This is a genomic window from Aquamicrobium segne, from assembly GCF_042656785.1.
GTDB lineage: Bacteria > Pseudomonadota > Alphaproteobacteria > Rhizobiales > Rhizobiaceae > Mesorhizobium > Mesorhizobium segne.
In genome coordinates this window covers 386,597-400,586 of sequence record NZ_JBHSLL010000012.1, presented here as the reverse complement: position 1 = coordinate 400,586, position 13,990 = coordinate 386,597, and the positions used below count along the sequence as shown (strand labels likewise).

Below are 13,990 nucleotides of genomic sequence, written 5' to 3'. Positions count from 1 at the left end.
GCGCCTATTCATAATGTTGCCAAAGGCCCTTTTCCTTCAGGCCCTCCGCGACTTCTCGTGGCATGTAATTTTCATCATGCTTGGCCAGAACACTATCGGCAACAAAGCCGCCATCGGGGGTAAAGGCCCCTTCAGTGATCACGCCTTGCTCTTCACGAAACAGGTCCGGCAAAATGCCTTTGTAGGTAACCTTCACCGTCTCCCCGACATCGGTTACGCCAAAGGTGACCGAAGCGTCCTGACTATGAAGGATAGAGCCTTTTTCAACGATGCCGCCGAGGCGAATGCGCTGACCGGGCTTCACATCAGCCGTCACCAGATCGCCGGGCATATAAAAATATGACGCCTTCTGGCCCAGCGCCACAAAAGTCAGCGCTGTTGCGGCGCTCAGAAAAACCAGTCCGCCCAAAATGACCGCCAGCCGTTTCTGTTTGCGGGTCATTGAACCTGCTCCATCATTTCAAGACCATTCGAGGCCGCAAAGGCAATGAGCGAACGGGCCGGTTCCGAATCGGCTCCCAGAGCTTCAACGCCGCGGCTGAGCGCATCACGCGCTCTATGCTCATCGCCCAGCACCAGATAGGAACGCACAAGCTGCTTCCAGCCTTCCCCGTCAGCCGGGTTTTCACGCAAGCGCTCGTCCAGTCGTTCCACCATGCCGGAAATCATCTCGGCACGGTCCTCACCGGAAAGAGCGGCAGCCGCCTCAACCTCTGCCTGCCCGGGACCACGTTCATTGACTTGCCCGACCACTTGCCCGGCCACTTGCTCCGCCTGCGCCAGCGCCCGTTCGGCAGCATTGCGCCATGGCGAACCTTCCACAGCAGCATCGCGTATTTGCGTCCAGCCGGCAATGGCTTCTGCCATGCGTCCTTCCTGAGCCAAGGCCATGGCCAGAAAAAATTGTGCTTTGGGGTTTGCCGGATCATGCTTCAAGGCCGCCTCGAAAGCGGCGCGCGCCTGCCCGGTAATTTGGCCGCCAGAAGCACTGGCCAGCGCCTCGCCCAGAGCCGACTGCCGCTGTGCATCCGAACCAGAAAATTCAATGGCCTTGCCATAGGCTTGTGCGGCATCATCAAAGCGCTGCATCCGCATATAGATGGGAGCAAGAACCTCCCAGCCACGCCCATCGGAAGGATTGGCAGCCAGATGTGTTTCGGCCCGTGCAATCAGTTCATCAACCGTATTATCAACCAGATTGCGCGCAAGACGTTCCTGAAGTGGCTGTGAGGGAATATCAGGCGAGCCAAGGCGGGCATAAACGCCCCAACTGATCAGCGGCACGGCCAAAACAGCTGTCACGGACACGAGCCGCAGACTGAAAGGGCGCTGTTTCTTGTCCTGTTCTTGTCTGCTGGCTGAAAGGCGCAAAATACGCCGTCCGATTTCAGCACGCGCCTGCTCGGCCTCAGCCTGCTGGATCAGCCCGCGGGCAAGGTCACGCTCCAGTTCGTCAAGCTGATCACGGTAAACTTCCAGATCATGATCTGCATCGGAAATTCCAGATACGGGCTGCGCCGCAAGTGGCAGCAAAACTGCCAGGCTCGCACCCAGTGTCAAGACAGCGGCAATCATCCAGAACAACATGATGCCTAAATAGCCTTAGCGCCCTGCGCTGCCAACCTGAAGAGGCTGCGACCCTTTGGCGGCTTCATGAAAATGATAAAAACAGCCCCTCACGCCTGAATTAGAGCGCCGCGCGTCCTGTCGGACGCACAAAGGACGCTCTAACTCTTTGAATAAGCATCGGAATTATCCAAAACCGATTCCACTTTTTGGTCCGATGCTCTAAAAAATCAGGTCAGTGGCGACCAACTGCCATCTGCATTGCGACAGGCGGTGCCACGCGCACTCGTGCCTGCCCCGCCCGCATAGACTGTGTGTTTATATTGGCGGCAATCCTGCGAGCCGACACGATAGGGCTGGGCCGCAACAACTTCGCCATAGCGACCAGACTGGCCGCCTCTCCAGATCACCGGCTGGCCACCTGGCGTATATTCAAGCGCCTTGTATTCAGCTTCCAGCGCACTGCGCTTTTCGCTGGCCGACAGCCCTGCCCCGACCGAACCGCTGACAAGACCGCCGCCCATGGCGGAAATGGCTGTTGCAGGCACATTCGCGCCCCCGGCCGCTCCTTTGCCAAAACCAGTCGTGCCGCAACCGGCCAACACCAAGGGCAAGGCCACCAGAACCAGACGAATGTTCATTTTGTCACCTGTATGCGAGAGCTATTGCCCACATAGTCAATCTGTGAAAATTCAAGACGGCTCATTCGATCCTTCGCAACCGGACAGTGGCTTTCAATCCGCCAAACCTGCTCTGCTCCAGACCCAGCCACCCACCATATTCATTGACCAGATCCGTCACAATTGCCAGCCCAAGTCCGGTTCCGGGCTTGCTTTCATCCAGACGCTGGCCACGCCTGAGCGCCTCACGCGCCTTGTCTGGCGGAATACCGGGACCATCATCTTCAATATGGATTTCAAAACTGTCCGGCTGCCCCTCTATGGCTGGCGCCAACACCAGCGACACAAAAACCTGACTACGCGCCCATTTCATCGCATTTTCAAGCAAATTGCCGAGCAACTCTTCCAGATCCGCGCGCTCACCGGCAAAGACAATACTGTCTGACGGCAAGCTCAGCGACAATTGAGTGTTCGGGTTCAATTTGCCAACCACCCGCACCAGGCGCTCGATCAGGGGGTTGACCGATGTGCGGTAAACAACGCTGTCACGCTGTGCGGCAACACGCGCCCGTTGCAGATAATGCTCCACCTGCTGCTGCATGGAAGACGCCTGCTCGGTAATCAGCCTGCCTTTTGCGCCGCCAAGGGCATGCCCTTCATTTATCAGAACCGCCAGCGGCGTCTTGAGCGAATGGGCCAGATTGCCCACCTGTGTGCGGGACCGCTCCACGATACGGCGATTGTTTTCAATCAATGTATTGGTTTCATTGGCCAGCGGTTGGATTTCGGCAGGAAAGCGCCCATCCAGCCGTTGCGCAGTCCCTTCACGCACCATCGCCAGCGCATCGCGCACACGCCGCAACGGTTTTAGCCCATATAAAATGGCAATGGCATTGATGGCGATCATGCCAAAACCGAAGATGGACAGATAAATAAGCAGGCTGCGCTGGAAGACAGAGATTTCGCTTTCCAGTTCGCTTTCATTGCCCATCACCCGAAAGCGGGCAATCTGGTTTCCCGTGCCCAGCACAAACTCGCTTTCAAAAACCGCGATTTGTTCTCCGCCCAAGCCATCAGCAAGATAGCTGCGCTGGAATTCGACATTAAAAGGCACTTCATCAGGATGCGGCGATGGAATGGGATCTGTCATGGAGGAAGAATGCAACTCTCCGCTCAAACCTTCCGAGACAGGTTCCACAGACCAGTACCAGCCGGAGCGCGGTTCGGAAAAGCGCAAATCACCAAGATCAGGCGTTCCCATCATCCGGCCATCGGCTGAAATGCCAACCGAACTGATCAGATTGAAAAGATGTGCTGAAAGCAGGCTGTCGAAACCCCGTTCACTGGCCTGCCGATACAAAGTGGTGATGAGCGTAAAGACAACAATCAGCGCCAATATGGCCCAGATGCTCGACAGCGCAATAACCCGGAATGTCAGCGAGCGGGGCCAGAGCCGCATCTGCGCGATTCTGCCAAACCATCTGGCGGGTTTTGGCTTTGATGCGGAATATGTATGCAGCTTTTGCGAGTTCAAGCCTCCGGCTCACGGATACGATAGCCCATGCCGCGCACGGTTTCGATCAGATCGATGCCGATCTTCTTGCGCAACCGTCCGACAAACACTTCAATTGTATTGGAATCACGATCAAAATCCTGATCATAAAGATGTTCCACGAGTTCGGTTCGGGAAACGACCTTGTCCATATGGTGCATGAGATAGGCCAGCAGGCGAAACTCAAGTGACGTCAGTTTCAGCAGAACATTATTGACATCCACCTTCGAGGTTTTTGTATCCAGACGCAACGGCCCGCAAACAAGTTCGGCCGAAGCATGACCGGCAGCCCGGCGGATAAGAGCGCGCAGCCGCGCCAAAACCTCTTCAATGTGAAACGGCTTGGCCACATAATCATCGGCACCTGCATCGATGCCGGCAACCTTGTCACTCCAGCGATCGCGGGCGGTCAGCATCAGAACCGGCATTTTGCGCCCGTCCCGGCGCCAGTGCTCCACCACGCTGATGCCATCCATTTGCGGCAGGCCGATATCCAGAATCACGGCATCATAAGGTTCGGTATCGCCCAGATAATGGCCTTCCTCCCCGTCATAGGCCTTGTCGACCACATAGCCGGCATCAATCAGGGCATCACAAATCTGCCTGTTGAGATCCTTGTCATCCTCAACGACGAGCACACGCATGAAACTGTTCCTGCTCTATGAAATACATCTTCATTCCATTGAAATGAGACATAAAATCAGCCCTTGGGCACCACGATTTCGGTTCGCCGGGGCCGCTCCCCGCCTTTTCCGGGAACCAGCACGACAATCACGCATACGGCCTGCCCGCCCCGGTTGGCTTCGGAAGCCTTGGCCAGCGTGCCGCCATTTTGCGCAGCAACCCGTTGCCCGACCGAGTAACAATCTGCTGCCGCAACCGGCGCGGCAAATACCGCGCTGGCGCACAGCGCAAACATTGTCAGGCGGATCATGTTTCCAAGTTTTTCCATACTCACCGCTCTAACCTGCCATAGCTGAACGTGAAATGAATATTGAACGCATTGGATATGTCCCCCACAGGCTTGCCGGGATTAATCTTATCCTATTCGATCCTTGGCGGACAACCTGCCAAAAATAGCAATCAGTCCGGAAACGGCACTAACCCCTTGCAAAACCGTATCGGTTATCAGGCCGCCATCACCAGCCTCCACCGGCAGACCGCTTAATCCGGCCGCACCGGTCAAAACGGTGATCAATGACGCCCAGATGGTTCGGGAAAAATACCAGGGTTTTATTGCAATCATCACTGGCTCCTTTTGCTCATGACTTGTTATTTCAAATGATGGTCAGGCGTGAGGTTCGCGCCAGGCCCCATCCGGTTGGCCCACCAAATTGCTGCACTGTCAGATCAAGCATTGATGGCATCACGCCAAAATCTTCGACAATGAGTGACTGCGGATACAGCCAGCCTTGCGTGTTCACCACCTGTGTGCGCACCACATCACCGTCAGGAATGGCAATCGTGACCTGATATTCCTCATGAGATTCTCCCAGCGGAATTTCCGGCATTTCCCAGCTATCGGCATCCAGTCGGCTGCGACGGATCCACGACAAATGCACATCATCTGCCCTGCGCTTTGCTTTCAGGTGGACGGGTGAAAGCGGCATTTGTGCCCGCAATCCGCCGCGGTGTTTTTCCGTCACAAAATGCAGGTCGGAAATCTCCATGGCAGCCGGGCCGACCTGCCAGTTCAACTCAAGCCCGATTTCAGCCGTTTGCAGCCCGGCCGGAACCACCGCCTCATCAAGCAGAACAAAATCAGCTTCGGCCGGTGCCCCCGCCAGCATCGCATCCGTAGTGCCCGACTGCCCCCGCAGCAGATGCGACAGACGCCATTTTTGCGCTGTCACCTCATCAGCCTGCCTGAACTGCAAAATTTCCCATGCCCCCGTTGCCGAGCGAACCGCCGCCACATTGGCGCCATTGAGCATCTGAAGCAGGCTCACACTTTGTGCATCGGCATCAAACAGTTCAACCATGATGTCGGCGCCTTGCGTCAGCCGCCCCTCAACCCCTGCAGGCAACGGCTCCAGCAAATGCCCCAGCACCGCAGGCCGGGAAATAGCCTGCCGATAGACAAACCCCTCGCTTTCAGGTGAGGCAAACACCGTCTGGCTGCGCCATGGCTTTTGCCAGGCGGCGATACGAAACTGCTCTGTTTCAGCACTTCCACCAAGGGCTGCTGGCAAATCGAGGAACAGAACATGCGGCGACCCGGCAAGAATGGGAGCGGGCAGGCTGCCCGGCAGAACCGCCTCACGCCAGGGAGCAGGAATGGCTACCTGTATCTGGCGCGCCTCCACCCTTCGTGTCACACCATCTTCAATATTGGTGACAATATAACTGGATGAAGCCCCTGAAGAGGGCAGTTGCACAATCGCGCCCGGCAAAATATCGGCATTGGGTTGAGCAATGGCAAAAGAGGTGGTTTCGCGCTGATGCCATATGCGCCTTAGCCAATCGTCAAGCAGAGCACCCGCTTGCCCGGCCTCGATCACGCCGGGAAAATAAATCATCTGCTGTCTGCTGCCTTGCACACCATCGCGGGTACGCCTGACCGTTGCCACCTGATAATCATTGGCCGGGTCGACAAAACTGAGCAACGCCTCAGCAGGCAGTTCATGATCGGGGTTGCGAACCGTCTCCATAACAGCCACCCCATCCTCAACAATGAGTTCATCCACCATGAAAGGAGGGTTTTTGCCTGCGCCCGCCTGCTCAATGATCAGTTTTGCGCCCACCTCACAGGCACTTAAATCAAACAGATCAGCCAGCGGTTCAAGTGCGGCACGCGCCGTTGTCGGGTCAGCAATGACATAGCCGCTCACACTGCCGCCAGCCTCGCCAATAACAGCATCCCCATAGCCATGATCTTCAAGAATTGCCGCAACCAGCGCCCCAATATCAGGATTGCTTAAACGTCCGTTCAGCCAATGGCCGCGGCTCCAATGCTTGCCATCAGACCAAAGATCGACACGCTGCGGGAAAGCCGGAAAAGGACGCGCATCCCATGCCCACAGGTAAATCCTTTCAGGATCAACCATGCGTTCACTATAAATCGGTGACAGCGGATTTTTTGCACTTTGAAAACCAGCCCCTCCCGGCGACCAGTAAGACAAATGCGCTTCCAGAAAACGGCTCTGCGCCAGATCAGAACGCCCTTCATTGGAAAAATAAGGCGTCGAGCTTTCGGCAGATTTCGGGTCAGGAAATGCGTTTGGCTGGTTTGGTCCCTTGTCCACGGCCGGACAACCCAGTTCCGTAAACCAGACCGGTTTGCTTTCTGGTATCCATGCCGTTGGCGTTGAGTTTTCAACACCACCGGGCCGATCATAATGAAAATTTGCCCACCAGGATAAAATATCCTTGTAGCGAAATACCCATGGCCTGGCATATGCGCCATCATGGATTTCTTCGCGTGCACGGTCAATTCGTGCGGTATTATCTGGATAATACCAGTCAAATCCCTCCCCGGAAGCAATACCGGCACGAAGACCGTGCATATCATAGGGACCTGCAAAACCATCCGGGTTGCCGCCTGCATAATCGGCATCGCGCCAATCGGAAAGCGGCATGTAATTGTCGATCCCTACCGCATCGATGGCAGGATGCGCCCATAAGGGATCAAGGTGAAAAAACACATCCCCCGAGCCATCGGCAGGATGATGCCCGAAATATTCACTCCAGTCGGCTGCATAAGTCATCTGCGTCTGCGGCCCGATCACAGCGCGCACATCCTCTGCCAATGTGGCCAGTTGCTCGACAAAGGGAAAGGCGTTGGTCTGGTCGCGAAGTGTCGTCAGGCCGCGCAATTCGCTACCCAGCAAAAACGCATCGACCCCGCCTGCCGCCACGGCCAGATGCGCATATTGAAGAATGAAACGCCGATAACCCCAATCGGCTCCACCGCTGAAGGAAATGGTGTTTCCCGAACGAGAAAACTGGTTGGCTTGTGCCGAGCCACAAAACGCTGCCACCTGCGCCCGCGACAAAGCGGTGCAATCAGCCGTTTCAGGCTGCAAAGGGCCGGGATAACAGCTTATACGCCCGCGCCATGGATAGGCGGCCTGCTTTGTGTCCCCATAAGGATCGGCAAGCGTGTTGTCAGTTGGCACATCCATCATGATGAAGGGATTGAGCGTCACCTTCAGCCCGCGTGCCCTGATCTCGGCAATTGCCTCCATGACGCTGCGGTCCGAGGGCGTGCCGCCATAGGCTGGTCCCCCGTCATGGGTTGAAACAACCGCAGCCGTCTGCCGCAAAAGCCCCGACACCTGCCAGTTGACAGAAAAACCATCCTGCCTTGTGGTCGTCATCGGCCTGAGCTTGCACTGCCCGGCCCGCAAATCATCGCCAAACCACGCCACCACAAGCGCAACATGTTTCAGGTTCGGGCAGGTCTGCTGCAATTCATCCAGGGAGGCTGCAATATCAGTACCGGCAAACAGCATATTGCGGTTCAGATAAGTCTGTTCACCGGCGCGGCGGCGATTTGTCACCGGTCGTGTCGAAAGCCCATATTCGGTAGCTCCAGGGATCAAGGCCACGGCCTGTACGCTTTTGTGCAGCGCGCCAACCGGTTTTATCACCTCAAACTGCAATTGCGGGATGCGATTTCCAAAAGGGGTCAAATCCATCCGCTCGATCACGACATAGGCAGATCCTCGATAGGCTGGTGTATTGCCCGCCTTTTGTCTTGCCTCAATCAGCGGGTCCGGCGGCTGTATTTCGCTGCCGGTGTGAACCCGCAGTTCCAGTGTCTCCCGGTCGATCTCACGGCCATCCGCCCAGATGCGCCTCACGCCGCCAATCTCACCTTCACACAGTAAAAAGGCGGCATTGGCAAAATAGGAGTATTCGGTAACTTTTGGCCCCATCTTGCCTTGTCGGCGGGTGGAGCGACGCTCCTCAAAGCGCGTGGCCCAAATCAGCGTCCCCCCCAGCCTGGCCGTACCGTACAGGCGCGGAATGGAAGCGCCTTCCTCGGCGCTGAAGGGGCGTGCACTGGCAAGGCGCGGCCCCTCGATGCGCTGAGTGCCGTTGATCAGGCCCCGGTCGAGCACATAGCCCGCCATTGCCCCGACTGCAGAGCCGATTGCCCCGCCAAATGTCCCCAGAAAGCCGCCAAGATAAGCCCCGGCTGCCTGTAGCAGAATGGTCGCCATGAAACGCTCCGGCTTTGTTTAGGGGGTTGCCCTAAATATTTGGAAAAGCAAAAATCCCGGCAATGCGTCGGCGCCATTGCGGAACCAGAAAAGAGGTCACAACCCCGCCACCGCCTTCATAGGCATGAATAAAATGATCGTCGTTCACGCCAATGCCCATATGCCGGGCGGGCCAATGCGGTCGCCAGCGAAATACCAGCAACCGGCCATGAAGAGGCGCTTCCGCGCTACAGGGCCTGAAATGCTGCCTGACACCGGCAAGCAGTCTTTCCCCGCCCCCATCGCAATTCCAGTCAGGCGCATAATCATGCGGTGCAGGCAATTCATATTGGTAAAGAGCGCGCCAAACGCCGCAAATCAGCCCAAGGCAATCACAGCCAAGGCCCTTTGCACTTGCCTGATGCCGGTACGGAGTACCCATCCATGTCAGCGCCTCGCCCACCACATCGGCAGGCGTCATGGCACCACCGGCCCGCCGTCAAAGACGCCACCATCGGCAACATAGGCATAAGCCACATCATTGCCAGGCAGATGAGGAAAGCCGCGAAAATTCAGACCATTGGCAAATTTGGCCTTGCATGTCGCAAAGGAATGGTCGCAACCAGCCACAATAGAAAATCCATCACCTGCCCCCACATCAGGCCCGGTCGCAGTTTCCAGCGTCAGTATGGAAGACGCACCCTCAATACGATGATCGATGACCCGCACAGCCTGCCCGGCCCGCGCGCCGCTTATCCATGTCAGCACGCCAAATGAAAACCAGCCTGCCTCGATGCCCCCCAGACCCGACACCCGCATCACATCCGGGCCTTCAACAGCCTCAACCAGCCCCGCCCCGTTAAAGGCCGGCTGCTCAAGATTGACACCACAGCGCCCATCGCCCAGTTCTGCATCGCATTTGCGGGTTACATAGCGCCCATTAGGCTTGTCCAACTGGTGCAGCAGGCTTTCCAGTTCGGCAACAAAGCGACCATCCGAACGGGTAATCTTGCCGATAGTGGCTTTTCTGATCCGTGCAAAATGTTCCGGCTTGCGCCAGTTGACCAGAAATGTCTCGACAGTTGCGCCATCATAAAGTCCAGCGGCAATATCCTCATCGCGAATATGATCTGATGACAATGCGCCTTCGACATCGACCGTATCAACCGAAAGCCCCAGAGATTGCCGCGCTTCACTGGCGCTCAAGCCGGTCTGCGGCTCAAACACCATGCCGTCAACTTGCAGCTTGCAATCATGATCGGTGAAGCCAAATATGGCCCCGTCGCGACGTTCCAGCCGCCAGCAATGGCAAATGCTGGTCACAGCCTGCCCGAAATGGTCAAGCAATTGGGCAGGATAAGCGCTCATGGCTGCACCTCGATCAGGGGAATGGATGGAATTTGCCCGGCCTTGAAGGCTCGCAAGCTCAGCGATAATTGCTCGGTATCAAAGCGCACCGGCACATCGAACTCATAGCCTGCCGTCACCACCTGCCCGGTTGTCGGCACCTTGTCGGGTGCAAACACAATCTCCCCGGTTTCAGCATCAAAGCTGAAATTTTCTATCGGATTTTCTATCCCGCCCACGGCAAGCTGCATTGTGCCCGGCACTGGTTTTTCGATAAGCCGCCGATAGGCATCGGCCCCATCACCATAGGTTTTGATCAGTGCAAAGCGCTGCCTGACGCCATCCCCGGTTCCCAGCACCTGGTCAAAGGCCGTCACTTGTGCTTGTGGCGCACAGGATTTCATGTCGAAAGGATCACGAAAACGAAATGCGTGGAGCGAACCGCGGCGCGCCTCAAAAAAACTCAGCACCTCATGCAGATCGTCCAGCGAACGCAGCCCGGTGCCCGCATCATAATGGCGGCGTGAATGGGCAAAGCGCGCATTGCGTTTTTCGCGCCCCGAAGTCAGCGCCACAATTTCATTGCGGCGCTGCGGCCCGCCCGTTGCTCCAAACGAGACATGAAGCGGAAACAGCACATCATGAAAACTTGCCAATTCAGACATGCAGCACCTCAAAAAGTCCGGCTGCCGCGTGACACGGCCCGTGCCAGCATGCCGGTGATCTGCGCTTCAGACTTGCGAAAAGAGGCAGCGTCCTGGGCGCTCACATTAAAAATCACATTGACCGGCGCACTGGCCCCACCGGCTGCAACCCCAAGACTGCCATCAGACCCGCGCCGCAGCGGTAAAATGGCCTCGCTGCCCGCCTCGCCCATCAGGCCGATCTGCCCACCTATCGGGAAATAGGTGGGCGACGACACCACCCCGCCAGAGGCAAAAGGCACCACTCCACCCTTGGCAAAGGGCAGCGCCCCGCCCAGTCCGCCCAGAAGTCCGGAAAACAGCGAGCCAGCCAGTGTCTGCAGCGGTTTCAAACCTTGTGAAAGCGCCATGCCGGCAAGGTTGAGCGCCAGTTTGCGCAGCACATCATCCAGTTCCTTGCCACCCACCACGGCCTGTTTCATGGCCCCGGCCAGATTGGCGCCAAAGCCGTCAGACAGCTTTTCCAGATTGGCAAGTGCTGCCTGAAATGGCGCAATATCGGCCCGGATAGCCACATTGACTTCTTCCGCCATCATCAACCTCATCCTGTGTTAGAGCACTTTTTGATCGGGGAAAGCGCGCATCAACCCGGCCAGATCGGCGCGCGCAGGCGCTGCCTGTCGTCGTTGCGAAAAAGGCCGTGATGCCCGCTCAAATTCGATCGGGGTCATGGCCCAGAACTCTTTTGGAGACAGCCGCAGCAGGCCAAGGCCGGTTGCCATCACCTCATCCCAGGGAAAGGCTTTTCCTTCAGAAGAAGCTGGCACAGCCGCTGCGGCGTTCAAGGGCGCGGCGCGTCATCTTCCTGTGCAGCGCCGCCAAATGTGGTGGTCAAAAGATCACTCACAATGGCGGCAAATCCCGCCACACCGCCTGCCACACTCATGCGCCCGACATCCTCATCGCTGATTGCTTCGCCCGCACCGCGCAACCCTGCGCCAATGATGCGCATCATATCGAGCGCCGAAAGCCTGCCGCTGGCAAAGCGCTCCACCAGCCTGCCCAGATCCTCCGCGGCAAAGGCCGCTTCCAGTTCAGCCAGTGCTCCCAATGTCAAGCACAATCGAAAAGACTTTCCATCCAGTTCCGCAGCAATCTCACCACGTCTGCGATTGGCGCTCATGGCGCCACCACAAAGCTGACCGGTCCCGCCGATTCCAGCGCCATCTCGAAGGTGATTTCACCATCATGAGCACCGGTATATTCAAGCAATGTGATCTGGAACGGGCCTGAAATGATGCCAAAATCAGGAATGCCAAGCTGCCAGTCCACAATGTCACCGGCAAAAAAGCACTGGCGCATCAGCGCATCGGACTGTGCATCCTTAAAAATGCCCGAACCGCTGACAGCCGCCCGCTGCACACCGCTTCCGGCCAGCAATTCACGCCAGCGTCCACTTGAATCTGCATCGGTCACATCAACGCTTTCACTGTTGAAGGCAATGCGCTTGGTGCGCAGACCGGCAACGGTAACAAAAGCCCCCAGCCCGTCAGAATCGATCTTGAGAAGAAGGTCCCTGCCCTTCTGTGCGACCATATCGGTCTCCCTGATTGTACATAAAATGAAAAAATTCAGACTGCGCTTTCGGTAACGGCGCGCAGCCGCAAGATGCCGTGGTGAATAAAAATATCGTCGTTGAAACTCACTTCGGCAGAAACGAAATGAAAATTCACCAGATGCTGCTCTTCAAGCACCAGCGATGCCGCCAATGCGGCCCGCACCGCATCAAGGATGGCAAGATTTTCCTTTCGGCCCCTGGCCTTGGACCAAACATGGAGCGTAATCAGATGCTCAAGCCCGTTTTCGGTCGAGGTGCTCCAGTCAAACACGCTTGTCCGGCCAAAGGTCACATAAGGGAAAGCCGCATCGGTGGGCGCACGGTCGAAAATGCGCGGCCCGCCCAGCAAGGCGACAAGTGCTGCATTGCCGCTCAACACCTCAAACATTGCTTTTTGCACATCAGCGCAGGCGGCTGTCATTGTTCCCCTCCCTTGCCTGCCTTGCTCCATCGCCCAGTTCAGACGAGTTCATCTCAGCTTTTTCAGCCAGTTCATGGGCCTTCCAGCGCAGCGCGCGCACCAGCGCGTCAACCGTCAAGGCAATGCTCATCTTCATGGCTCCCCCTCTCTGGTCCGGCAGACCAGATAGCGCCCGCTCTCATCGGGGTCGTGCAAGGTCACAATCTGGAAAACACGGCTGCCACGCCGAAAGCGCATATTGCTTTCAATGGTCTGGCGCTTGCGCAGCGTGATGCGATGCGTCACCGCCTCCATCTGTTTGTCAGCCCCAAATCGGCTTTCAGCCGCCAAAGGCTCGATACGCGCAAAGATGGTCGCAATTTCAGTCCAGTGTTCAGAAAATCCACCCATGCCATCCGGTATGGCTTCAGGCTTTTCCAACGCCATTTCCGTGCGCAATACACCCGGATTGAGAAAGGAGACCATCATCAAAGCCTCCTTGACCGAAACGGCGCAATCAACCGGTCATATCCGCCCGGATAATCCACCGGCTGGTCTTTAGGTCCAAAAGCTGTGCGAAACTCATACCAATGCGCGACAAGCAGCAGGATTGCACGCTGCAACAGGTCAGGAACATCAGTACCCACCTCACCAAAACCGGCAACAAAATCAATCTCGACACCATTCATGCCCCGCAAGGCCACAGGTGCTGTAGCAAACCGGATACGGGCCGGGCGTGAAACAATATCGCCTTGATAGCTGGCCGGATTGACCAGTGATGCCTCACCATCGGGTCCATAGACGGTGACCGACACAATTTCACGCACCGGATGCAACGGGATCATGACCACATGATTGCGCGGCCATGTATCCAGAACCAGGCGCCAGCCTTGCTCGACAAGAGCCATGCCGGTTGCCCGTTCCACCTCCTCGCGTGCTGCGCGAACAAGGCCCGAAAGCAGATCATCCTCGCTGGAATGATCAAGGCGCAAATGCGCCTTTGCCTGCGCCAGCGTCACCGGTTCGATGGAAGGCTCCACGGTTTTTATCAGCGTCATGCAATCGCCTTTTACTAGAGATAAAAAAGCGGCCCTGG

19 protein-coding genes are annotated in these 13,990 nt (G+C 56.8%); all 19 read right to left on the bottom strand.

Going from position 1 to position 13,990, the window contains the following annotated elements; all coding sequences use genetic code 11:
• Nucleotides 1–4 precede the first annotated feature (4 nt).
• On the bottom strand, nt 5–442 hold the full coding sequence (ccmE, locus tag ACFPLB_RS05210) for a cytochrome c maturation protein CcmE (RefSeq protein ID WP_378228290.1): 438 nt from the start codon (nt 440–442) through the stop codon (nt 5–7).
• Nucleotides 439–1,587, bottom strand: coding sequence for a c-type cytochrome biogenesis protein CcmI (gene ccmI, locus ACFPLB_RS05205; protein WP_378228289.1), 1,149 nt, complete (start codon nt 1,585–1,587; stop codon nt 439–441). Before ccmI ends, ccmE begins: the two co-directional genes overlap by 4 nt.
• A 209-nt stretch (nt 1,588–1,796) precedes the next feature.
• The gene (locus tag ACFPLB_RS05200; RefSeq protein WP_378228288.1) at nt 1,797–2,207 is read right to left on the bottom strand and encodes a hypothetical protein; all 411 of its coding nucleotides are present in this window, start codon (nt 2,205–2,207) and stop codon (nt 1,797–1,799) included.
• 61 nt (nt 2,208–2,268) lie between these two features.
• Nucleotides 2,269–3,645, bottom strand: a complete 1,377-nt coding sequence (locus ACFPLB_RS05195) for an ATP-binding protein (protein WP_378228287.1) — start codon at nt 3,643–3,645, stop codon at nt 2,269–2,271.
• Between the two features lie 71 nt (nt 3,646–3,716).
• Nucleotides 3,717–4,382 (bottom strand): response regulator transcription factor, encoded by a 666-nt coding sequence (locus ACFPLB_RS05190; protein ID WP_378228286.1) that lies wholly within the window; start codon nt 4,380–4,382, stop codon nt 3,717–3,719.
• 56 nt (nt 4,383–4,438) lie between these two features.
• A complete protein-coding gene (locus ACFPLB_RS05185; protein ID WP_378228285.1) occupies nt 4,439–4,690 on the bottom strand; it encodes a hypothetical protein in 252 nt (83 codons plus the stop codon).
• An 87-nt stretch (nt 4,691–4,777) separates the two neighbouring features.
• Complete coding sequence (locus ACFPLB_RS05180; protein WP_378228283.1) at nt 4,778–4,984, bottom strand: hypothetical protein; 207 nt, start codon at nt 4,982–4,984, stop codon at nt 4,778–4,780.
• A gap of 31 nt (nt 4,985–5,015) precedes the next feature.
• Complete coding sequence (locus tag ACFPLB_RS05175) at nt 5,016–8,906, bottom strand: baseplate multidomain protein megatron (protein ID WP_378228281.1); 3,891 nt, start codon at nt 8,904–8,906, stop codon at nt 5,016–5,018.
• Nucleotides 8,907–8,937: 31 nt separating this feature from the next.
• On the bottom strand, nt 8,938–9,366 hold the full coding sequence (locus tag ACFPLB_RS05170; RefSeq protein WP_378228279.1) for an NlpC/P60 family protein: 429 nt from the start codon (nt 9,364–9,366) through the stop codon (nt 8,938–8,940).
• Nucleotides 9,363–10,253, bottom strand: coding sequence for a DUF2163 domain-containing protein (locus ACFPLB_RS05165; RefSeq protein WP_378228278.1), 891 nt, complete (start codon nt 10,251–10,253; stop codon nt 9,363–9,365). Before ACFPLB_RS05165 ends, ACFPLB_RS05170 begins: the two co-directional genes overlap by 4 nt.
• Nucleotides 10,250–10,897, bottom strand: a complete 648-nt coding sequence (locus tag ACFPLB_RS05160) for a phage distal tail protein, Rcc01695 family (RefSeq protein ID WP_378228277.1) — start codon at nt 10,895–10,897, stop codon at nt 10,250–10,252. Before ACFPLB_RS05160 ends, ACFPLB_RS05165 begins: the two co-directional genes overlap by 4 nt.
• 8 nt (nt 10,898–10,905) lie before the next feature.
• Nucleotides 10,906–11,472: a phage tail tape measure protein gene (locus tag ACFPLB_RS05155; RefSeq protein WP_378228276.1), complete on the bottom strand. Its 567-nt coding sequence runs from the start codon at nt 11,470–11,472 to the stop codon at nt 10,906–10,908.
• Between the two features lie 15 nt (nt 11,473–11,487).
• Nucleotides 11,488–11,721 (bottom strand): rcc01693 family protein, encoded by a 234-nt coding sequence (locus ACFPLB_RS05150; protein WP_378228275.1) that lies wholly within the window; start codon nt 11,719–11,721, stop codon nt 11,488–11,490.
• Nucleotides 11,718–12,059 (bottom strand): gene transfer agent family protein, encoded by a 342-nt coding sequence (locus tag ACFPLB_RS05145; protein ID WP_378228273.1) that lies wholly within the window; start codon nt 12,057–12,059, stop codon nt 11,718–11,720. The genes ACFPLB_RS05150 and ACFPLB_RS05145 overlap by 4 nt, the downstream gene beginning before the upstream one ends.
• The gene (locus ACFPLB_RS05140) at nt 12,056–12,472 is read right to left on the bottom strand and encodes a phage major tail protein, TP901-1 family (RefSeq protein WP_378228272.1); all 417 of its coding nucleotides are present in this window, start codon (nt 12,470–12,472) and stop codon (nt 12,056–12,058) included. Before ACFPLB_RS05140 ends, ACFPLB_RS05145 begins: the two co-directional genes overlap by 4 nt.
• Before the next feature lie 35 nt (nt 12,473–12,507).
• Nucleotides 12,508–12,915 (bottom strand): DUF3168 domain-containing protein, encoded by a 408-nt coding sequence (locus ACFPLB_RS05135; protein WP_378228271.1) that lies wholly within the window; start codon nt 12,913–12,915, stop codon nt 12,508–12,510.
• A complete protein-coding gene (locus ACFPLB_RS05130; RefSeq protein ID WP_378228270.1) occupies nt 12,896–13,045 on the bottom strand; it encodes a hypothetical protein in 150 nt (49 codons plus the stop codon). The genes ACFPLB_RS05135 and ACFPLB_RS05130 overlap by 20 nt, the downstream gene beginning before the upstream one ends.
• Before the next feature lie 2 nt (nt 13,046–13,047).
• Nucleotides 13,048–13,383: a phage head closure protein gene (locus ACFPLB_RS05125; protein WP_378228268.1), complete on the bottom strand. Its 336-nt coding sequence runs from the start codon at nt 13,381–13,383 to the stop codon at nt 13,048–13,050.
• Entirely contained in the window at nt 13,383–13,952 is a 570-nt protein-coding gene (locus ACFPLB_RS05120; protein ID WP_378228267.1) for a head-tail connector protein, read from the bottom strand. Before ACFPLB_RS05120 ends, ACFPLB_RS05125 begins: the two co-directional genes overlap by 1 nt.
• Nucleotides 13,953–13,990 lie beyond the last annotated feature (38 nt).